The following is a 22,840-nucleotide window of genomic DNA, read 5'->3' as shown; positions in this document are numbered from 1 at the left end:
AGTAATGTTTTAAAAAGATTGAACCGCAAAATACTCTTAGATTGAGGTAAAATAGCCCCTATGACTGCTTCAATACAACCGACTTTGCGCAAAATTATTCATTTAGATATGGATGCTTTTTATGCCAGTGTCGAACAGCGTGATTTTCCAGAGCTACGAGGTAAGCCTTTAGTGGTCGGCGGCGACCCTAATGGCCGAGGAGTGGTCGCGGCGGCTAGCTATGAGGTGCGCAAGTTTGGGGTGCGCTCAGCGATGTCTTGTTATGAGGCGCGCAAACGCTGCCCTGAAGTACTGTTTGTCAGGCCACGGTTCGATGTTTATCGCGCCGTTAGTGCCGATATTCGCAAAATCATGCATCGCTTAACCCCGCTCGTAGAGCCGCTGTCTTTAGACGAAGCTTATCTTGACGTCACAGGCCTGACTGCTCATAAAGGCTCAGCAACCTTAATGGCTAACTGGTTACGCGCGCAAATACTCGAGCACACTGGGCTTAATGCCTCTGCTGGCGTTTCTTTCAATAAGATGCTGGCAAAAATCGCCTCGGATATTAATAAGCCCAACGGTATCGCCGTGATCACCCCAACTGATGCTGAGGCTTTTATTAGTAGCTTACCGATTGAGCGTTTTCATGGAATTGGCAAAGCAACCGCTAAGCGTATGCATGCGCTAGGCATAAGTAATGGCGCAGATTTGCGCCGCACTGAGGCGGCGCTGCTGGTTAGTGAATTTGGCAAACGCGGGCAGTTTTATTACGATATCGCTCATGGCTGCGATAATCGTCTGGTAAAGTCACAGCGTCAGCACAAGTCGGTAGGATCAGAGACGACTTTTCGTGATAATTTGAGCGCGGATGCGCCTTTGCTGCAGCAGATTTATGAGCAAAATGCCGACGCCTTTAGTCAATTACAAAAAAAACAGCTTATCGCCTATACCATCACCCTAAAAGTGAAGTATGCCGACTTTACCCAAATCACGCGCTCGCACACGCTATCCACCGCTTTCACCTCCGCAGAGTCCGCTCATTACTGGCTCGATAAACTGTTTGCTGATATTACCCGAACGCTGCCGATCAGGCTCGTCGGCGTCACTTATTCTTCTTTAGCGCCGGCTAGTCAAAGCTTGCCGCAACTGAATTTATTTGATTTTTAGTCTTAGCTGATATTCCTTTTGCCCTATTACTAATAGCCATAAAACAACGGCTAGCAAACGATTTAGAAGTTATCCCCTCAAGCCTAGCTTTCTGCTACAATTGTGCCAAATTTATCTCTCATAAATGATCGAATCATGACCAATATGCATTCTCCTACTTTGACCGAACCTGTCTCTATTTCTAGCGAACCAGTTATGGACACTCCTGAAAACTACCTAAGCGTCAACGACTATGATTATGAGCTGCCTGATCATCTCATCGCTCGTTATCCGCTCGCTGAGCGCTCAGCATCTAGGTTGCTTTACCTGCCGACTAGCGCTGATGAGGCTTCAGTTGCACCGATAGATCATTTATTTACCGACTTGCCAGCGCTATTAAATGCTGGTGATTTAATTGTTTTTAACGATACCAAAGTCATGAAAGCGCGCCTGTTCGGTCAAAAAGATACCGGCGGCAAAATTGAGGTGTTAATAGAGCGGCTACTTGAGCGCGCAGATACCGATAGTGAGACGATCAACATAGCAAAAAAGGCATCAACCACTCATACGCATCTAGCGCTTTGCCATATCAAAGCCAGTAAAGCGCCAAAGCTTGGTCAACAGCTATTATTAGCTGATGGTCATATCGAAGCCATCATGGTCGGCCGTGAAGAAAACCTTTTTATTTTAGCTTTTGCCGCGCCTATTTTGCCCAACTTAGAGCGCTATGGCGAGCTGCCAATACCGCCTTATTTTGAGCGTCATGCCGATGCAACCGACAACACCCGTTATCAAACAGTCTTTCATGACCCTGCCAAGCTTGCCAGCGTCGCTGCGCCTACTGCTAGCCTGCATTTCGATGAAAAAGTGCTGACGATGCTCAAGGATAAAGGAATCAATAGCGCTTTTGTCACTCTGCATGTCGGCGCTGGGACTTTTGCCCCTGTCAAAGCTGATAATCTCCTCAATCACACTATGCATAGCGAATACGCGCACCTGCCGCAAGCGACTGCCGATCTGATCAATCAGACTCACGCTAATGGCAAACAAGTCATCGCTATTGGTACTACCGTCACTCGGGTGCTAGAGAGCGCTTATCAGCAAACTGCAATGAATGGACAGCCGCTAGCCAGTTGGTCTGGTGATACTGACATCTTTATTTATCCAGGTTTCAAGTTCGGGGTAATAGACCGGCTACTTACCAATTTCCATCTGCCAAAATCGACCTTATTGATGCTAGTAGCAGCCTTCTCTGGTAAATCGGCTATCGAACATGCTTATGAGCACGCTATCAAGCAGCAGTACCGCTTCTTTAGTTATGGTGATGCGATGCTTTTGGATAAAGCCTAAGACTGCCTATAAATAACCTGCTAGAATAAATATGCTTAGTGTAGTAGCGTAAGATTTACCATCACTTAGTAAAGAGTATTTATCGTAGTCGAAAATACTCTAGAATTTTGCTGCGTTTAAATGTTGCTTAACGTTATAATTCAGTTAATATGTTTAGGGTATGTTGGTATCTGTTTAACAGCTTGTAAATTCCAACTTGCTATACTCTTAATGGCTACTCAAAGGGCAGCGCATGGCTTGGCAATTACCTTATCGACCGACTCGTCTTCATTGTGCAGTGTCTGCAGCGCTGTTATGTTCACTCGGTAGCGCCATGTTGCTACCAGTAGCAATGGCAGCTACTATCGGTAAGACGACAATTACCTCAGCACAGCATGAGCCGCTAGTCGCTATCATTAGCGTCTCTGACATCGAATCCTCAGACTTCTCAGCCAATTTGGCCAACCCTAATGTCTATAAACAGCTAGGATTGACCCCGACTGACGCTATGTCAGTAAGCTTTATCCCTACTTCTGCTAGCACCGGACAGCTGATGATAAGCACCTCTCAGCCAGTTTCAAAACCTTTTGCCGATGTGGTACTAGCGATCAACGACAACGGTCAGCGCAATACAGTGCCAAAGACCCTGCTGATGCCTTTAGACTCTACTCAGCCAGCGAAACGCTCAGAGCGTGCAAAACCTGCAAAAACTATAGTAGCTAGCGCTCCTAAACCCAACTTACCCGTGATTTCAGCGCCAGTAGTAACATCGACAGTAATCAAAGCGCCAATCGTCGCTACTAGCAGCACTAAGCCCTTAGCGGTCAAACGTGGCGCTCCGCCGCCCTTGTTTGTTCAGTCCAGCTCAGCACCTAATTCAGACTCAGGTAATACCTCAAATCTCAAAGATAGTAGTGCTTTACCTATCGTGAGCGTAGCAGCTGCTCCTAAACTACCGCTTGCACCATCGGCACTCTCGCCCACCGCCCCAGCCACGCGCTCTAACCTCGACATGACTGCTAATACTGCTCCATTGTTAGGCAAGACGAAAATGCTCGATATGGAAAATAACCGCCGCGTAAGTAGCCGTCCTATTCGGCCTAGCCGTGTTAATAGTACTGATATCGGTACTCAGGTTGCTAGCGCTAAACCTTTGCAGCCAACCTCTAACCGTGATGAGGCGATTGAAAATGTTGAAAGCTTAGCAAAAACATTAAGCTCGGTAACGCCTGCTAGCGCAGCGACTAACGTACAACAAACCTTGTTGGCGCAAACGCAAGCTAACAAGCGTGCTCAAAACGATCAACCTTCTTTAGAAAACAAAACTGCAGAAATCAACAGTGCAAAAAACAATACTCTAAATATAGAAGTCTCTCGGCAGATTACCGTGCGTAATAGCCCTCTTAACAAGGTCGATAGTACGGACAGTCCTACTCTAGCGCTGAATTTTACAGAAAACATGGCTGCAAAAAATGCTGGTCGTACTAGTCCAGACAATCAAAACACTGAAAGAGTAAGCGCTGAGCAAGCCGAAAATCTCACACAATTGGCCGAAAGTGCTTCTGTCAGCACTATCAGCGCAAGTCGCGAGGCCGTAGCAACTGATACCTTACCAGTTGATAATGAACAAATAATTAGCTATACCGTACAGCGTAACGACAACTTGTGGCTTATCTCCAAACAAATCGCTGAACAGAATAATCTTGATATATCAGCCGTGATGAGTCAGATCAAAACTCAAAACCCCAATGCTTTTATCAACCAAGACGCCGATCAGCTTAAAGCCAATGCCGAGCTACGCTTACCAAGCTATGAGGTTATACCCTCACAAAGCAGTATTCAAGCTGCTATTACGGCACAGCGAAGACGCTATCTACAAGCCAATAACAAGGCCGCTAAGCAGTCTAGCGAAAAGCTAACAGCGAACGAGCAAACAAGGGCAGCAGGAGCAACGGCTCTGCCGATATCCAAAGCAGAGTCAGAGTCCCCTAAACCAGCTGATACCGCAGCAAAAACAACGACTCAGAAGCTACCGCAAGCGCGTTTTTCAGTAGTGGCACCGGGGCGTAAAGGTCAAGCTGATGGCACCCAAACCAAGTCTGCTACGGCCACAGGGAATGGGCTAAGTACCGAAATACTCGCTTCACTAAAGTCTTCTCGGCAGCGCACTGCTACGCAAGCTCAGCGCACAAAATTGGTGAATAATAGCCTTGGTAGTTATACGCAAAAATTACAATTACAAAATCAAAAACTGGCTGAGCTTGAGGCTCGACTAAAAAAATTACGCAATCAATAACCGCTTAGCTGATAAGCAATACTGGCTCTTGGCTTGCTATACTCAGCACGAATAGTCGTAGGAATTATTATGGATAATATGCTATATATCGTTGCAGGACTAATCATTGTTTTACTGATAGCTGTGTTGATTATGCGTAGGCAAAAAGCGCAGCCAACCGCTAGATATATCGATGACGCTCAGTCCAAAACTAAGCGCGCGCCTACCGACTATGATACGGCTCGTACCAGTATGGCAGCGGGCGCGACTAAGTTCGATAGCTTGACTGTAGCTGAGCGTTTTATCGATCAGCAGCGTTACGACAAAGCAATCGAGGTACTAGAGCGCGGTCTGACCCAAAAGCCCCATGATGCTAAGCTGTCACTAAAACTTCTCAATATCTACGCCCTTACTACGCAGACTGAGAGCTTTTATAGGACTTTTGACGCTATCAATGCTCATGGCGATGCGGTTACTATCGCTCAAGCTAAAGAGCTAAGAGCACTATTTGACCAAGAGCATAGTCAGACGCCTTTACAAGCACGTACCGATATTAATAGTAGCGATGCTGGGCACACAGTGAAATCAGATTATGAAAGTCTGGATTTCGATATCGCAAGCGTACCGAATGAAACGCAGACGCTTCAAGAAAATAGAAATAACAGTTTTCAAGAGACTGCTGCGAATGCTGATGCGAACTTCACTGACTCAGACCTTGTATCTTCCACTCCATTAGCAGGCTCTTTTGATGATGCGAGTAGCAATAACAATGTCGACGCTATCTTTGATCTGACCTTAGATGATCTAGAAAATGATAGCTTTGATGAAGCTGCTGATAATACAGCTAACAATTTATCTGTTAATAATACTGGCTTAGATAGCCATGCTTTGAGCTTAGATGAGCATTCTGAGAACGAGAGCGCTACTGCACCTACGCACTCTGACACTAGCCTCGAGAGCATCGATAGCGTCAACCCCATCAGCGAAGATCGTAGCCCTAATGAAGATTTTAGCCTTGATTTTGATGCGCCGTCAGCGACTGAATCTTTGAGCACTGATACGGTGGGAATTAAGCAAACCGAGAGTCAAAATGCTAATTTGCAGGAGGATTTCGTACTAGATTTTGATGATTTAGCGCCAGATAGTCCCTCGAATAGTGATACTGTCATAAGTACGGATACAAGTAACGATACTTTTGGCGACTCTGAACTTTCTATTTCTGAGCTTCCTGTTGCAGAAGAGACAGTGAACGCTTCTAGTTTTGACTTTGATTTAAGTTTAGACGATGAGAGTTCAAGTGATCTGCAACCAGACGCTTTATCACTAGATAGTTTAGAGCAAGCAGACGCCCAAGATACAGTAAATGACATCAATGCGTTTGCAGTAGAAGAAACCCTATCATCCGCGTCGCCAGCAGACGCTAGCAAGACCACAACTACCGATTTAGAGAGTTTTGACTTTGATTTAACGGACTCGCAGCCTATTGAGGATAAGCCAAGCGCAACTGAGACGATCCCTCCTTTGATGTTCGATGACGAGACACCATTTGAGGATGATTTTAGTCTTGATAATTCTATCTTAGAAGACGCTACCACGACAGTTAGCCCAGTAGTCACAGAGGACAAAACAGATAATACAGATTTTGCTGCTCAGTTCGCCGCTGATTTTGACTTTGTTAATGATTTAGATAATCAACAAATCACTCTAGATTTAGCGGCGAAATATTTGGAGCTAGGTGAGTATGACAGCGCCAAACGTTTACTCAGCGAAGTTATCGCTCAAGGTAGTAGTGATCAACAAGCCCAAGCACAAGCGCTATTAGAGCGCACAGTATAAACTACGGCTATTAAATACAAAACAGCCACGCGTAACTAGTATATGTCATCGCTTTGAAAGAAAGAGAGTTTATTAAGGCTAGAGCATAAATGTCCTAGCCTATATTACGCTTGTAAACACAACCCATTACTCACACTATTTATCAGTAGTTTGCGACCTTATTATGACCTCACGTTCCACGTTATCATCCCCCAACTCACAGTCTATACAGTTGATTTATGCGGGCGGCACCTTTGGTAGTTATGGGCGACCCTTAGCGCCACTTGCCGCCGAAGTGTTCTTGCCAGCCTTGCAGCAGCTTGTCCTTGACCACGATGACGCAGCTTTTTTACCGGCGTTTTCTTGGTTAGATAACTCGCTTATCAAAGACAGTAGCCAATTAACGCCTAGCGACTTCGTACACTTTTACACCCTTTTACTTTCGGCTTATGCCATGGGTACGCGCCAGTTTGTGCTGATCACAGGTACTGACACTTTAAGCTATTTAGGGGCATTTTTAGCAGAAGCTTTTGCCGGTTCTGACATCAGTATCATCCTCACGGGCAGCATGCGGCCGCTACTAGATAGCGAAGAGCTGCACGCTTATGAAATCGACAGCCATAGCGATGCTTGGGATAATTTTCGTGAGGCTCTACGCTTAGCGGCAGCGGGGCAGTCAGGAGTCAAGATATGTTTTGGCGGTGAATCTTGGCCTGCACAAACCGTTCAAAAAATTCACAGTCATGACTTTATGGCTTTTACAGGTCATCATCGCGCCGCCTACCCTGATAATAGTTATATAGATAAACTAGCAGACACTCGCCGTCAGCATTGGCTTGATGATCAGCAAGAGGTTTTGACAGCGGTGCAAGATCAGCCGCTGCAGGCTTACGTCCATGCTCTCTACTGCTTGCCTAATGATCCAAGCGTGCTCAGCGAGCAGCTACAAGCACTTCTCGCTAAACCACCATGCGCTATTATCTTATTAGGGTTTGGCAGCGGTAACGTTCCTTATTCGCCGCAGCTTGCCGAGGCGCTACAAGCCGCTTATAAACAAGGCCATATGGTCGTCTGCGCTAGTCAATGTCCGTTTGGCGGTGTCAGTGCCAGTTACGCCGCTGGCAGTTGGCAATATGATTATCACGTCATCGCTGGTGGACGGCTAACCCTCCCTGCTATCTACGCGCGTTTACTGTGGTTACTACTGCGTTATGACACCCCTGCTCGCAGACGTAAGCGCTGGACTTATAGCGTCAACCAGGCAGGAACTTCTACGAGTCGTCAGCGCTAAAACCAATCTTAAACCTATACAATCTATACAACCTATACAACCTAAGCACCTCACCTATTATGACCGACTCTTTAGCAGATAACGCTCAGCGGATAGTTAAACAAGATGAGCCTAGCCAAAACACACTCGATGAAGGCACCTCTACTTACACTTTAGCGATAGCTATCGAGTTTTTGGGGACTCACTATTATGGTTGGCAACGGCAAAAAGAGGTCATAGGCGTCCAGCAAGTCCTAGAAACTGCCATTAGCAAAGTCGCCAATGAGACAGTAGAAGTCGTCGCTGCAGGGCGTACAGATTCAGGGGTGCACGCGAGCAATATGGTCGCTCATTTCGTCACTCGCGCCTACCGGCCAACTCGTAATTGGCTGCGCGGCGTCAATAGCCTACTGCCCGATGATATTGCCCTGCGCTGGATCCAGCCTATGCCCGCTGATTTTCATGCGCGCTTTAAAGCCATTGCTCGGCGTTATCGTTATGTTACCCTTAATCAAGACACGCGTCCGGCTATCTTAAACCATCAAGTGACTCACATTCATGAGCCATTAGATCTAGCCTCGATGCAGCTGGCCGCTAAGTCTATAGTCGGCACACATGATTTCACAAGCTTTCGCGCTGCAGCCTGTCAGTCCAATAAGCCGGTGCGTACCGTCAGCCATGCCAAGCTATTTGCTCATGGTGCCTTTATTGTTTTTGATATTCAAGCTGATGGCTTTTTGCATCATATGGTACGTAATTTAATGGGTACGCTGTACGCTATCGGTCGTCATGAGCTGCAGCCGGAGGACTTCTTAGCTATTTTAGCGCAAAAAGATCGCACTATTGCCCCGCCTACCGCTGCCGGTGATGGACTTTATTTTATAAAAGCTTACTACCCTGAGGAATACCAGTCGCTTTTCCCTAAAGAGCCACTGACCCCGGCTTGGCTTAATCTGCCAAATTAACTCTTATCTAAATATTAAAGCTCAATTATAATTTGACATACATAACCACTAAACGCTGTCAAGCAAAAACCCGCTGCCATATTGCTTTAATCGCCAAACTTACGTATAATATTGGCTTATTTTTCATTGATTGATATAAATTATGGCTAAAAAAGACGATATTATCGAGTTTGAAGGCGAAGTCATCGATACCTTGCCAAACACTCTGTTTAAGGTTCGTTTAGAAAACGGACACGAAATCATTGCGCATATCTCTGGTAAAATGCGTAAGCATTACATTCGTATTTTGACTGGTGATAAAGTCAAAGTCGAGATGACCCCTTATGACTTGACTAAAGGTCGTATTACATACCGTGGTAAAAATTAATCCTTTGGGACTCTGACGTTAACTGATTGATGCTATTATTTTTATCTCCTCTAAACTTAGATCTAGCCTAGAGTATTAAGTCCGTTTAAACCCCTGTTATTATAAAAAATACCGCTAATACGATTATTAGCGGTATTTTTTTGTTCAAAATTTTAGCTCAAGAATTTAATCAACTTCATGTTTTACCGTAAAATTACTTAAACTCTACCGTAGCATCATCATTGATAACCCCTAACAAAGCTAGCGCGTCCCAATTAGTTAAGCGCACGCAGCCTGCTGAGGCTTGGCGACTGATGCGATCAGGATCTGGCGAACCATGAATACCATAAGAGGGCTTTGTCAGGCCAATCCAAACTTTTCCAACTGGATTATTAGGGCCTGGTGGAATGATAAACTTCTCTCCGTTATCGCCCGTATAAGTGTAGTTCGGTCCGTTAACCTTCACTTGTACTTCATGGGTACCCGTCGGTGAAGGCGTTGCGGTGCTGCCTACCGTAGTAGGATAGCTGGCAACGAGATTGCCTTGATCGTCATAGGCATATAGAGTTTCGGTAGTTTTATCCGCAACCACGCGGCTAACAGGCGTAGTATTAGGATTACCTGGGTTATAGACGGTAATGGTCTCGCCAGCCTCAAAGCTCGCTTGCGGGTTTAAGGACTTGAGGTAACTGTCACTCATATGAAACTTCTCTGCTAATGCTTCAAGTACGCTTTCATAATACATACCTTCAAGCTTAGACTTCGCTTCTGCTCCGGCTGGAATAGTGGTCGTTTTGATGTTCACATCATCGGGAGTCAGCTCGTAGCGGACTAGCACCGGTTGCCGGGCTAGCGTTTCACTCGCCATCAGCGCATCCCAAGTCTCGGCACTGAGCTTGTCAGTGACATTCAAGCCATTGGCTTTTTGAAAAGCTTGCATAGCTTTACGAGTGTTTTTACCCCAGTAACCATCCACTGAACCGACGCCGCTATGGTTCCAATTCAATAGCGCTTGCAAGCGGGTGCCGACTTCGCGATCTATCTTTGCTCCCTCTTTCCAATTGACGGTATTTATCTTTTTTGCAGACTTAGATAAGCCCTCTGTCGTATAGTTAATGGTTGGTAATAGCTCATTGAGAGATTTAGCTGTCGCCTTGCTAGCTGCTTTATTGGTGTCAATGTTTTGACTGATACCATTAGTGACGGGGCTAGTATCGTTGCTAGTAGCGGCTAGCGCTGGACTCATAAATAATACAGTAGATAAGCCGCTAGCTAGCATAGCGCTAGTAATTTTGGTTAGTTGAGACATAGGTTTCCTCTAATATTCAATAAAATCTTATAATGATTTTTTATTATTGTGAAAGTATTTATCAAAATAAACACCTCAATAATAATGCCACAACCCTATGTCAGCATATAAGCCCATTGTGTTAATAACGGTCTACTCATACAGTATCTATGTAAATCACAGCTTATTAAGTAAGCCTTTATAAGTGATTTATTTTGGCCAAAAAAAACCTATAAACCGTGAAACGATTTATAGGCTAAAAGAGCTGTAATCATCTTCAAATATAGGCTATCACTCTAACAAAACAGCTATACCAATTTGGCCAATACGGCCTCACCCATTTGACGACAACCCACTTGCGTCAGGCCACTTTCGTTTTTATCCAAGATATCAACCGTACGCAGTCCATCATCTAATACATCGCTTACCGCTTGCTCTATGGCTTGTGCGGCTGTCTCTTGCTTAAAGGTGTAACGTAGCATCATCGCCACAGATAGAATTGTCGCGAGCGGATTGGCTTTATCTTGTCCCGCGATATCAGGAGCTGAACCATGGCAAGGCTCATACATGCCTTTACCCTCTTCATCAAGGCTCGCTGATGGCAGCATACCGATAGAGCCTGTGAGCATAGCGGCTTCGTCGGATAGAATATCACCGAACATGTTGCCGGTGACCATCACATCGAACTGCTTAGGGTCTTTTATGAGCTGCATACAAGCGTTGTCAGCGTACATATGCGATAACTCGACATCGCTATAGTCTGCTTTTTGCATCTTGATCATCGTCTGCTTCCACAGCTCAGTCACCTCTAACACATTGGCTTTATCGACTGAGCAGATTTTAGCGCGTTTACCGCTGGTTTGGGCGCGGGTCTGCGCCATCTCAAATGCTACTTTGCCTATACGCTCAATTTCGCTGGTGCTATAGACCATAGTGTTATAGCCTTGCTGCTCACCATTATCTAAAGTACGGATGCCGCGTGGCTCACCAAAATAGATACCGCCGGTCAGCTCACGGACGATCAATAAGTCTAGCCCCGAGATAATGTCAGCTTTGATACTCGAAGCATTCACCAGCTGCGGATAAAGCTTAGCGACACGCAAATTAGCAAACAAGCCAAGCTCGCTACGAATCTTTAGCAGGCCACGCTCAGGACGTTTGCTGCGCTCGATACTGTCCCACTTAGGGCCACCAACCGCGCCTAGCAGCACTGCATCAGCCGCGAGAGCCTGTCTTAAAGTCTCTTCTGGTAACGGTTCACCAGTCGCATCAATTGCCGCACCACCAAGGAGCCCTGACTCAAGGGTCAAGCCCAAATCGAATTTATCATTGGTCGCTTTAAGGATATCGATAGCTTGAGTCATAATCTCAGGACCGATGCCATCGCCTGCTAGTGTCAAGATAGTGGCCATACTTTTCCTTGTTTGTGAATATTCTTATAAAACTAGAGTTTATAAAACTTAATTATTTATGTGAATCGGAGCTTTTAATAAAACGTTATAGACTGGCTAACTCGTGATTAACTCGTAGCCGTGTCATCAAATAAGCCTGTTTCTACAAACTCGCCCTGGCGCTCGGTATCGGCTTGCTTACAGAAACGACGCTCGATATTGCCGTCTTGGATCAGCTCGATGCACAGAGGGTTTGGTGAAGCGCTAGATAATAAGCTGCTATCTTTTTGCTCAGGCTGTAACTTATAAGCACGCAGCTGATAAGTACCCGCAACGAACTCATGAATAACGGTAAAGCGCTCAACATAACTTAAATTATCTTCAGGATAAAAGTTCACTTGTACTTCGCGTTTAATAGGCTTTACACGGGCATAATAATTAGTGAGCCCAGAGATGCCAGACGCCGATAACGGTACTAGCTTGACCGACTTATTATCGACTAATGACGTCTTGTCTTTATCAGGTCTTACTATCACTATATTACCATCAACGGGCTGATGCGTTTCTGCTGAAATAATGGGCGTCTGGTCGATGCGGGTAATCTCGCAATGATAAGTACCCAAGCAAGCAATGTTGGTCTCACCTGCCACCGGATAAATCGTTCCTGACCAATTATCTGCACTATCGGCTTCTTCTATCTGCTGATAACCGGTAAAAAGCTGACAACTTGATAACAGTGCACTCATAGCAAGAGTGGCACTAACATAAGCAACAAAACGTGTTTTTTTCATAATGACGGCTACTTTTTGTGAATTATAAAGTTGCTTTTATAATAGCTATCTCACCGCTATAACTCAACACAGTATTGCTTACTGTATAACTATTATTAATACTTGTATTAATAATAGTAGCTACTCTCGGTACTACTTATCAATATAGGTTATCAGCATGGGTCATAATCACTGATTAGTGATACTGAGAATTTAGGTTAAGCGTGTACCTGATTGAATATCCAAGGCGTTTTTTGCATCATTTTATGCTCATAGTCTTTGATAGCATCGCTTTGCTGCAAGGTTAGACCGATATCGTCCAAACCGTTTAACAAACAATGTTTGCGAAACTCATCGACCTCAAACGAGTACTCTTCGCCTGTTGGGGTGATTACCACTTGGCGCTCAAGGTCAGCGGTTAGCTCATAGCCTTCATTAGCTTGCGTAGTAGTCATTAGTTTATCGACGATAGTTTCATCCAAAATAATCGGCAACATACCGTTCTTAAAGCAGTTGTTATAAAAGATATCGGCAAAGCTTGGCGCGATCACGGTACGAAAGCCGTATTCTGAGAGTGCCCAAGGCGCATGCTCGCGACTAGAACCGCAGCCAAAGTTTTTACGCGCCAGCAAGATAGTTGCGCCCTGATAGCGCGGTTGATTTAAGACAAAATCAGGATTTATTGGGCGTTTACTATTATCTTGCCCCGGAAACCCTTCATCAAGGTAGCGCCAATCATCAAATAAATTCACCCCAAAACCGGTACGCTTAATAGATTTTAAGAATTGTTTAGGGATAATCTGATCGGTATCGACATTTGAGCGATCTAAAGGGCAAACGATGCCCGTTTGAATGTTATAAGCTTGCATAGTATTTCCTGTTCTATTTCTTGTGAGATTAACCCGAATCGTTACACTAGATAAAATTTAATAGGTGTACTTAAAATGAACTTGGTTTGTTAGAGAAAACTCGACCACACTATCCTCTACAAAATTGATTTTTCTAACTAATTCCTCGGTCACCATAATAGTAGCCACATGAATCCTGTTTATTCTGCATATCCAGTAGACTATAGGAGTTGCAACACTGGCTAACTGATATTTATTTAAAATTATGATTATCAATTCTTTTAAAGGTAGTGTGGGATCTAGGTTGAACTCAGCGCTATGAGGCGCGTCAACATCATCACCCATACAAACCGAATCTCTAGTTACCTTAAATTTAACCATTATTTTTGACGCACCTTAAAAAGTACGTACATCGACAAAGTGACCGGCCAATGCTGCCGCTGTCGCCATCGCCGGACTGACTAGATGCGTGCGCCCGCCATTACCTTGACGCCCTTCAAAGTTACGGTTAGAAGTCGAGGCGCAGTGCTCCCCAGGCTCAAGCTTATCGGCATTCATGGCCAGGCACATCGAGCAACCCGGCTCACGCCATTCAAAGCCCGCGTCAGTAAATAACGTATCTAAGCCTTCTGCCTCGGCCTGCAATTTGACTTGGCCAGAGCCAGCAACGACGATCGCCTCTTTAACCGTGTCAGCGACTTTACGGCCTTTAATCACCGCCGCAGCATCGCGCAAATCTTCGATACGCGAGTTGGTACAAGAGCCAATAAAGATACGATCAAGCTGAATATCAGTGATCGGCTGACCTGCCTCAAGACCCATATAAGTATAAGCGCGCATCCAGCCTTCTTCTTGAGTGGCATCTGCCGCTTGCTCTGGCGTCGGAATGGATTGAGTGATATCAACGACCATCTCAGGGGAGGTGCCCCAAGAGACTTGCGGAGCAATCTGGCTACCATCAATCTCAACAACGGTATCGAACACCGCATCAGCATCTGAATATAAAGTACGCCAGTAGCTTTCTGCTTGCTGCCACTGCTCATCAGTTGGCGCATAAGGACGACCTTTGACATAATCAATAGTGGTGTCATCGACCGCCACCATACCGACGCGCGCTCCTGCCTCAATCGCCATGTTACAGACTGTCATCCGGCCCTCCATGCTCATCTCTTCAAAGACTTGACCGGCAAATTCGATGGCATGACCATTGCCGCCGGCGGTACCGATCTTAGCGATAATCGCTAACACGACATCTTTAGAAGTGACCCCTGCTCCAAGCTCGCCGGTGACACGTATCTGCATGTTTTTCATTTTTTTGGTGATCAAGCATTGCGTGGCTAAGACATGCTCAACTTCAGAGGTGCCGATACCATGTGCTAGGCAGCCAAGCGCACCATGAGTAGCCGTATGTGAATCCCCACATACCACTGTCATACCCGGCAAAACGAGACCTTGCTCAGGACCCACCACATGTAAGATACCTTGACGCGCATCATTGATAGTGAATTCAGCAATATTGAACTTAGCGCAGTTATCATCAAGCGTGACCACTTGCAAGCGCGATACTTTATCCTTAATTCCTTCTACGCCTTCTAAACGCTCTTTGGTCACAGTCGGGACGTTATGGTCTGGGCTAGCGATATTAGCAGACAGACGCCACGGCGCTCTATTGGCAAGCTCTAAACCCTCAAAAGCTTGCGGGCTAGTCACTTCATGCAGTAGATGACGGTCGATATAAATAAGGCTAGAACCATCATCACGCTTGCTGACTTCGTGAGCATTCCAAAGTTTGTCGTATAATGTTTGAGCGGCCATGTAGCTATCCTTTTTCGGTTGCTAAGCTTTAATTAGTAAGCGTCTATACTGAACGCTAATATCTTAATTATACCTTATAAGCTAAATTGTTAACGGCTTAGTCTTTTCAATTAATAACTATTTATTTGCTAAACTTAATAATTAACAAAAATAACAAAGTAAAAGTGTTAAAAAGCGGGTTCATCTCTTGTGATTATAACAGCCTAATCCTATAATAATAATTGATGATTTTTATCTATTCCCAAACTTATATTTCTAATAAATTATGATTGGGTTAGCCAACTTTTAATTATAGCTCTACATATAGCTAAGGATACCGGTTTGAACACCACCAATTTGACAACGTTTGTCACCGTTATGCAAACAGGCAGTATCTCTGGAGCAGCAGAAAAGCTGTTCATCACTCAGCCTGCCGTAAGCAAACGTATCAAAAACTTAGAAGATGAATTCAATATCACTCTATTTGATACGGTTGGACGAGGTATCGTACCCACACAAGCCGCGAATGAGATGCTGCCCCATGCTAGACGTTGGCTAGATGATTACGATAACTTTAAAATCAATCTACAGCACTCAGAACAAGTCGTCTCAGGCAAACTGGTGATTGGTACTAGCCATCATATTGGCCTACATCACTTGGCGCCGGTGCTCAAGCATTTTATTCAAAGTTATCCGGCAGTCCAGTTAGAAGTGCATTTTGTCGATTCTGAGGAGGCGCACAAAGCCGTTCTCGATGGTAATTTGTCACTGGCCTTCTTAACCCTACCGCCTGTCTACGATAAGCGCCTAACTTATCATACGCTATGGTCAGATCCGCTGTACTTCATGACCGGCACTTTATCGCCTTTAGCTAAAAAGACCAACGTCACTTTAGAGCAGCTAGCGCATTATCCGGCTATTTTACCTTCTGCCAATACCTTTACTAGTCAAATTACTTTGGCTGAATTTGCTAAACATAACCTCAAGCCTTATGCCACTATGAGCACTAATCCGCTCGAGTCTATTCGTATGCTCGTTTCTGTAGGATTAGGCTGGTCGGTACTGCCGCAGACCCTGATAAGCCAAGACTTAGAGCGTATCAATATGGCGGACAATATCGAGCTACAACGCTATCTAGGTGTGGTTATTAACCCCAAACTGACGCGCTCTAGTAGTGTCGAGGCGCTATTAGAGCTACTTGCACCTATTGATTAATTCATGATAACGTTAGCAATATAGACGTAACAAATGCGATAAACGTGATCCAAAAGGTCACGTTTTTTTTATAGTTATTTTATGGTTGGAAGTAATTCGAACGGCTTACGTAAAGCTAATGGCATAAAATCTATGATTAGTAATTGATATTGCGATACGTTATAATTATTTCGTATGAACTTTTAACATACAGTTACTTCAGTGATAATCACGCAATCTTAATTAATGCTACAGCATTACTCGCGTAAGGTTTTGAACTGATCTATTTTATAGCTACTGTCAATTGATTTAGCGATTAACACTAAAGTTAGAAGTAACTGACAATATCATTAATTTGAAGTGCTATTGATTCAAGGTACGCTTAAGTATTAAGAGCGATAATTGAAAACAGCATTATTAGCAGTCAGTTTCATTTATGTTTTTGAGTGAGATAACTCATACAACTGAAAGTGAAAGCTAATTATCTGCTTTTAAAGTTATATCGATAAACGTATGGTAAAACTGACGGTTTTAAACGATTGATATCCTTCACTGGAATAAATTAAAAGCTACTCATTTTTCATCTATTGATGTGAGCTTGTAGCTGACTGTGATTATATCAATCCTGTAAAGTCAAAAGTAATCACTTATTGATAAATACAAAGTTAATAAGTGCAAAGCCATTACGAGATATCTAATGGCTTTTATTGTTTTTAGATATCACTTTTTGTACCGAGTTTCTATTTTGTATCTCGATAGTGAAATATAATAACAGCCAACACTGTTGGTTAAGGACTGTTTATATGAATGGAGTTTCGAGTGGCGTCCTCATCTCGCTTGGCGCCTATTTTTTAGTAATGATCGGTATCGGTATTTATGCTTACTTTAAGCAAGCCAATGACACCGAAGGTTATATGTTGGGCGGCCGTAGTTTAGGCCCTGCCGTAACAGCATTGTCCGCTGGTGCCTCCGATATGTCTGGTTGGTTGCTCTTAGGTCTGCCCGGTTACATGTATGCTGACGGGGTGGTGAGTGTTTGGATTGCGCTAGGTCTGACTTTAGGCGCTTTACTGAACTATATTATCGTCGCACCGCGGCTGCGGGTCTATACCGAGGTTGCCGGTAACGCTATTACCCTTCCTGATTATTTTGCCAACCGTTTTGAGGACAAGTCGCACCTATTGCGGGTTTTCTCAGCGATTGTCATCATTCTGTTCTTTACCGTATACACCGCAGCCAGCTTAGTGGGCGGCGGTAAACTGTTTGAGAGCTCACTGAACCTATCTTATAGCACTGGCCTGTGGGTTACTGCCGGCGTCGTTGTCGCTTATACCCTATTCGGTGGTTTTTTAGCGGTATCGATGACTGACTTTGTGCAAGGGGTGATTATGCTCTTTGCTATGGTTATTGTGCCTATCGTTGCCTTTACCGATTTGGGCGGGGTTTCTAATGCCTCACAAATTGTAGGCAACATTGATCCTAGCCTACTGAATGTGTTTAGCGGCATGACTTTCCTTGGTATCATCTCTTTACTAGCATGGGGCTTAGGCTATTTCGGTCAGCCACATATCATCGTCCGCTTTATGGCGATACGCTCGGTCAAAGATGTACCAACGGCGCGTAACATCGGTATGAGCTGGATGGTGATTAGTTTGATTGGTTCTTTGATGACTGGTTTTGCCGGTCGTGCTTATGTACAAAGAACGGCAATGACCTTAGATGATCCTGAGACTATCTTTTTGGTCTTTACCCAGTTTCTATTTACCCCGTTAGTGTCCGGCTTCTTATTAGCAGCTATTTTGGCCGCTATTATGAGTACCATCTCCTCGCAGCTGTTAGTGGTATCAAGCTCGTTGACTAAGGATGTTTATAAGCTGTTCTTAGATAAAAAAGCGCCAGAGTCGCGCCAAGTGTTAGTCGGTCGTCTCTCTGTGATAGCCGTTGCTGTCGTTTCTATTATGTTAGCATCAGATCCTGATAGCTCAGTACTTAACCTAGTGTCTAACGCTTGGGCAGGCTTCGGAGCAGCCTTTGGACCTCTAGTTATCTTCAGCTTAATCTGGCGCGGTATGAACCGTAACGGCGCTGTCGCTGGTATGGTCGTTGGTGCCTTAACGGTAATACTATGGATCTACGGTCCATTTGAGATGAATGGCATGGCGCTTAATAGCTGGTTATACGCTATTGTTCCAGGCTTTGTGTTAAGCACTATCGCCATCTTTGTGGTCAGTATGATGACTGGCGGTCCTAAGCCTTCGGTTAGCGCTACCTTCAAAGAGATGGAGCTTAATCTGCATAAATAACCGTAACGCTTAGTCATTATTTTAGTATAAAAATAACCCTCGCTATTTAATAATAGCGAGGGTTTTGTTTGGTTAGTAATGAGCTTTAAAAGATCTAAAAAGTCTTGGTTAATAGTATCGTTGCCGTTTTCTCATCACGATCATCATAATAGTCAAAATTACTTGATGTTGTATCATAATCAAATACCAGTCTTGGCGTCAGGCCTAGCAGAGTTAAGTCACGCTTCCACACTTGCAAGCCTATTGATTTGGTTTTATCTTCTCTTTGTGAACCAAGCTCACCACCAATGGCATTATAGTACCCTTTTAAGCCATTCCCTGATAACGCATCTGCAGGATCATCATACTCTTTGACCGCATAACCTGCAGTCGCTAGCGTTGAGATACCACGCTTCCATTCTCGTCCCCAGCCGACGTTGACAGAATTACGATCGTAGCTAATGATACTAGACTTAGGTACATCATTACGATAATTACCTAGGCCACCATAAAAGTACTCTTTGGCGTCTTTGATATAAAAAGCATTTAAGCCTAAAAACCGGCCGTCAGTTTCGCGATTAGAGTTTGCATCATCTTCAAAGGTCTCTTTGGACAAGATACCAGTTGCCGATAGTTTTAGTTTTGGCTTTACCCAGCGAGAGCCACTCAGCGTCGCGCCTTTTCTCAAACTATACTCGCTTTCATCATAGTAGCGCTTGGTCACAAACGGTGTGAGAGAAACATCATTTTTGGCATCATCATAACCTACTCCAGCAGAGGCGGTAAAAAGATAATCGTTATAATCACTCTCATCCCAATAGCCTTTTAAGGAAGCATTACCGCCGACTGTGGCATAAAAGTTATCGGGTAAGTTAAAGCGTTTATTGGCACTGACATAACCTTGCAGTCCATTACCTGATTTTTGCTCAACTGATCTACCTAACTGAGATTGCAAGCTCTTTGAAGGCGCGTCATTGATATTATCATCTCGGACATAGCTGACAGAAGCATCAAAGCGCCATTTCTCTAGCCTATTAATCTGGTTCAAGGAGTTCTGTACTCGAGCCATAACTGGCGCGGGCAGATCTACGGCTTGAAGCTTGGTGTACTGATCCTTTGCCGCCGCGTATTGTTTATCCGCTTGTAGCGCTAGCGCCATATTTAAGCGCACCGGATGAAAGTCCGGATCGGCTGCTAGCATCTCTTTATAAATGGCGATCGCCTGTTTATTCTTGGCTTCGCTACGATAAACTAGCGCATCTGCAAAATTAATCAGCATCGGATCATTAACGGGTAGAGCTTTATAATGCGGTAGCAAGGCTTTGACAGTCGCCATATCTTGCGCAGCCAACGCAGTATTTAAGAACTGGCTAAATCTTGCTGGATCTGCTTTTAGCGCTTCTAGGTTATAAGAAGACGCTGCTGCTAATTGCTGACGACTGGCAATCGATTGTTGCGCCTCTTCGCTTGAGATTACCGTAGAAGGGACGGTGGGATCTGATAGAGCATTTTGACTCTCACGCTTGAGCAATTCAGTGGCTTGGTCATTTGCCGGTTGGTTCAAATCAAGCTCTGGCTCTGCCGCTATGGCCGATGCCGAAAAGCTCATCATAGTGAGTATGACAGCCGCGGTTAAGGGCTTAAATAAGTACTGATTATTCATAGGTGTCCTTACCAAATTACGATGTTAAAAATTCAAAACTTAATTATCCTAAGTGATTTTAGTGATTTAAGCGAGAACAAAACGCTCTAAAGTGCTTTATTCTTTGTGCTACATAGTCAGACCTCTCTATTGATTTTTGCTAGTAGAGGTATTTTTAAAGACTCTATTGGCTTCGGCAATATTTAGCTTGTTGCCTAGTTGTGATGGCTCTTATTAATAACTATCTAACAATTAACTATTCATCACTAACCATTAGCTCTTAGATAATAATTTAAAAAAAAGCGCCCTAGAGCGCTTTTCTTTTACTACTAATATTCTAGACTATTTAACTATTTTTTCAGCGCCAAAGGTACCTTGGAATTTAGTGCCAGTTCCCGCGACTGTTCCCTTGCCACCTTGGTCAGATGCATCTTGATAAATACCGCCCAAGAAGTTACCTTCTTCACCGTAGAAACCACCGGCGGTATCGATACCGTTGACGTTCCCAGCAAAGGTATTGCCATCAATTGACGCTTTAATACCGATTTCGTTACCTGCTGGCATGTACTTATAATTACCTGCGTCAAACGATAAGGTACCATCAACTGAGCCATTGACAAAGTCAACATCGAATGCGGATCTACCCTCGATTGGAGCTGTAGAAGCATTGTCATCTAGATGAATGTTTTCAATATAAGTCGCCATGCCAGTGTACTGAGCGGTACCATCACCAACGGTCTTGAGGTTATCCATACCGTATTTAGAAGTTAGATAGCCTTCTACATAGACGTTAGCAGCGCGTGAGACATCGCCAACTAATGAGTTGAAGTTGCCATAAACGTGACCGACTTGCATCTGACTGTCAAAGTTTTCGTACACAGAGCTGTAGTTAAAGGTTGGATTGGATCCGCCTTTACCTGCGTCTACGGTCACTGAGTCATTGCCTTTAAGCGATACAGATATTGGTTGTAACACACTTTCTGGTTTCACCATATCTGCGCGAACAACACCACTATTAAAGCTACTAAAATTATCCCCTTCTCGATTGTCTACTGGCACTTGAGAACCATTTTCCGTCTTTAACTCGGTCCAATCAGACTTATCATCACGTATCTCTACATAGCCAATAGCGTTATCTAACTGCCCTAATCCAAAAGGTAGAGTTCTCTCTTTACTACTAAGTGCTGTAGATTGAAAGCCTGTCATTTTAGACTCTACTGGCGCAGGAGGTGCAGTTATATCAACTTTGGTTGCGCCGTAAGTTCCTTTACCTCCAGAAACCTGATAGACACCGCCTAACAAGCCTGCATCTTCACCAAAGAAGCCGCCTTTGGTATCAACACCATTCCAACTACCTGCAAAGGTATTACCACTGATTTCAGCCTTGATAACCTTATCACTCACACTAGTACCTTCAAACGACAGTCTACCATCGACTTGGCTATCGACAAAGTCAACGGCAAACTCTGAAGTCCCTATCGTTGGATTACCACCAATGATGTCTGAGTTACTCAGATAGCTAGCATCACCTTTATAGCCAACCTTACCATCATTAATGCCATTATCTATATTGTACTGTGATAACTCCTGCATATACTGCATATCGGCATTATCTGTACTATTACCTTGCACATAAGTATTAGACAAGGTATCCAATCGAACACCGTTATTTGTAGTTTTTAGATCGCCGTATAAATGACCAACCTGCATCTGATCATCATAGTTCTTATAAACGGACGTATATTTAAAACGTCTGTTCAAATACCCTGCTGGCAACGAATACAAAGAACTCTTTTTAAAGCCTTCTTCGTAGTCCTCATCACTTGCGTCTCGTAACTTGAAGTCAGTGGTCGTGTTTGCATCATAACGTTCATTCCCAGTTGCTATTAAATTAACTTTAAGCGTATCGTAGTCAGCAGAGTTATTGTTAATAATAGCGCCATTACTATCTGAGATTGTATTTTGGAACCCGCTAATAGTTGCATTTGCAGCTACTACAGGGTTAGTTGGTGCTGGTGGTAGTGCCTGCGCAGCTGCTAAAGCATCTTCAGCAGCTTTGGCTCTAGCCTCAGCCTCTAATCTTGCCGTTTCAGCCGCATCAGCACGTGCATTGGCTTCTAGCTGCGCTTGTTCAGCATCGGCTGCTTGTTGTCTGGCTGCGGCGACTTTTTGGGCGGCTTCTGCTTTGGCATCACCAATGGCGACTTGCGCTGCTGCTTCGGCTTGGATCACAGCCTCTTCTGCTGCAGCTCTGGCAGTCTCAGCGGCTAGTCTTGCCGCTTCTGCAGTCGTTGCAGCTTCTAGAGCAGCGGCTTCGGCAGCTTCAGCGGCGGCGGCGCGTTCTAATGCAGCGGCCAGTTGGTCTTCACCATTACCCCCATTTTCTAGAGCATCCTCTGCTCGTTGTAGTGCTTCTTGCGCTTTAACAGCATCTTCTTTGGCTTTATTTGCAGCAGCAGTTGAAGCAGCGGCTTGTGCTTGAGCGTCTTTTAGCGCTTTATTA

16 protein-coding genes are annotated in these 22,840 nt (G+C 44.4%); 9 read left to right on the top strand and 7 right to left on the bottom strand.

Features of this window, described 5'->3' with window-relative positions:
* Positions 1–60: 60 nt before the first annotated feature.
* The 7 genes from dinB to infA all read left to right on the top strand — a co-directional run bounded on the left by dinB (position 61) and on the right by infA (position 9,149).
* Positions 61–1,149: a DNA polymerase IV gene (dinB, locus tag ACS8E3_RS09935; protein ID WP_439243855.1), complete on the top strand. Its 1,089-nt coding sequence runs from the start codon at positions 61–63 to the stop codon at positions 1,147–1,149.
* 195 nt (positions 1,150–1,344) lie between these two features.
* Positions 1,345–2,478 (top strand): tRNA preQ1(34) S-adenosylmethionine ribosyltransferase-isomerase QueA, encoded by a 1,134-nt coding sequence (gene queA, locus ACS8E3_RS09930; RefSeq protein WP_439244023.1) that lies wholly within the window; start codon positions 1,345–1,347, stop codon positions 2,476–2,478.
* A 232-nt stretch (positions 2,479–2,710) separates the two neighbouring features.
* Complete coding sequence (locus ACS8E3_RS09925; protein WP_439243853.1) at positions 2,711–4,753, top strand: FimV/HubP-related protein; 2,043 nt, start codon at positions 2,711–2,713, stop codon at positions 4,751–4,753.
* Between the two features lie 69 nt (positions 4,754–4,822).
* Positions 4,823–6,568 (top strand): FimV/HubP family polar landmark protein, encoded by a 1,746-nt coding sequence (locus ACS8E3_RS09920; protein ID WP_439243851.1) that lies wholly within the window; start codon positions 4,823–4,825, stop codon positions 6,566–6,568.
* 163 nt (positions 6,569–6,731) lie between these two features.
* A complete protein-coding gene (locus tag ACS8E3_RS09915; protein ID WP_439243850.1) occupies positions 6,732–7,838 on the top strand; it encodes an asparaginase in 1,107 nt (368 codons plus the stop codon).
* Between the two features lie 59 nt (positions 7,839–7,897).
* Entirely contained in the window at positions 7,898–8,782 is an 885-nt protein-coding gene (gene truA, locus ACS8E3_RS09910) for a tRNA pseudouridine(38-40) synthase TruA (RefSeq protein WP_439243849.1), read from the top strand.
* 142 nt (positions 8,783–8,924) lie between these two features.
* Positions 8,925–9,149 carry a translation initiation factor IF-1 gene (gene infA / locus ACS8E3_RS09905; RefSeq protein ID WP_019671605.1) on the top strand — a complete coding sequence of 75 codons (225 nt, stop codon included), beginning with the start codon at positions 8,925–8,927 and terminating at the stop codon, positions 9,147–9,149.
* 193 nt (positions 9,150–9,342) lie between these two features.
* Here infA and ACS8E3_RS09900 read toward each other — a convergent pair whose 3' ends face one another.
* The 5 genes from ACS8E3_RS09900 to leuC all read right to left on the bottom strand — a co-directional run bounded on the left by ACS8E3_RS09900 (position 9,343) and on the right by leuC (position 15,240).
* Positions 9,343–10,437, bottom strand: coding sequence for a L,D-transpeptidase family protein (locus ACS8E3_RS09900; RefSeq protein WP_439243847.1), 1,095 nt, complete (start codon positions 10,435–10,437; stop codon positions 9,343–9,345).
* Positions 10,438–10,724: 287 nt separating this feature from the next.
* Positions 10,725–11,828 (bottom strand): 3-isopropylmalate dehydrogenase, encoded by a 1,104-nt coding sequence (gene leuB / locus ACS8E3_RS09895; RefSeq protein ID WP_439243845.1) that lies wholly within the window; start codon positions 11,826–11,828, stop codon positions 10,725–10,727.
* Positions 11,829–11,935: 107 nt separating this feature from the next.
* Positions 11,936–12,598: a hypothetical protein gene (locus ACS8E3_RS09890; RefSeq protein WP_439243843.1), complete on the bottom strand. Its 663-nt coding sequence runs from the start codon at positions 12,596–12,598 to the stop codon at positions 11,936–11,938.
* A gap of 197 nt (positions 12,599–12,795) precedes the next feature.
* Entirely contained in the window at positions 12,796–13,446 is a 651-nt protein-coding gene (leuD, locus tag ACS8E3_RS09885; protein ID WP_439243842.1) for a 3-isopropylmalate dehydratase small subunit, read from the bottom strand.
* A gap of 375 nt (positions 13,447–13,821) precedes the next feature.
* Positions 13,822–15,240, bottom strand: a complete 1,419-nt coding sequence (gene leuC / locus ACS8E3_RS09880; RefSeq protein ID WP_439243840.1) for a 3-isopropylmalate dehydratase large subunit — start codon at positions 15,238–15,240, stop codon at positions 13,822–13,824.
* Positions 15,241–15,561: 321 nt separating this feature from the next.
* Here leuC and ACS8E3_RS09875 point away from each other — a divergent pair, with 321 nt between their 5' ends.
* Complete coding sequence (locus tag ACS8E3_RS09875) at positions 15,562–16,434, top strand: LysR family transcriptional regulator (protein WP_439243838.1); 873 nt, start codon at positions 15,562–15,564, stop codon at positions 16,432–16,434.
* Positions 16,435–17,216: 782 nt separating this feature from the next.
* A complete protein-coding gene (gene putP, locus ACS8E3_RS09870) occupies positions 17,217–18,716 on the top strand; it encodes a sodium/proline symporter PutP (RefSeq protein ID WP_439243837.1) in 1,500 nt (499 codons plus the stop codon).
* A 94-nt stretch (positions 18,717–18,810) separates the two neighbouring features.
* On the opposite strand, the gene ACS8E3_RS09865 is transcribed toward putP, so the two are convergent.
* Both ACS8E3_RS09865 and ACS8E3_RS09860 read right to left on the bottom strand, forming a co-directional pair.
* A complete protein-coding gene (locus tag ACS8E3_RS09865; RefSeq protein ID WP_439243835.1) occupies positions 18,811–20,358 on the bottom strand; it encodes a surface lipoprotein assembly modifier in 1,548 nt (515 codons plus the stop codon).
* A 321-nt stretch (positions 20,359–20,679) separates the two neighbouring features.
* Positions 20,680–22,840, bottom strand: a 2,161-nt coding sequence (locus ACS8E3_RS09860; protein ID WP_439243834.1) for a transferrin-binding protein-like solute binding protein, incomplete at its 5' end; no start/stop codon positions are given.

Source organism: Psychrobacter sp. 2Y5 (assembly GCF_051847375.1).
Classification (GTDB): domain Bacteria; phylum Pseudomonadota; class Gammaproteobacteria; order Pseudomonadales; family Moraxellaceae; genus Psychrobacter.
Note: the sequence above shows the minus strand (reverse complement) of the source record. Positions and strands in the feature narration are given on the sequence as shown.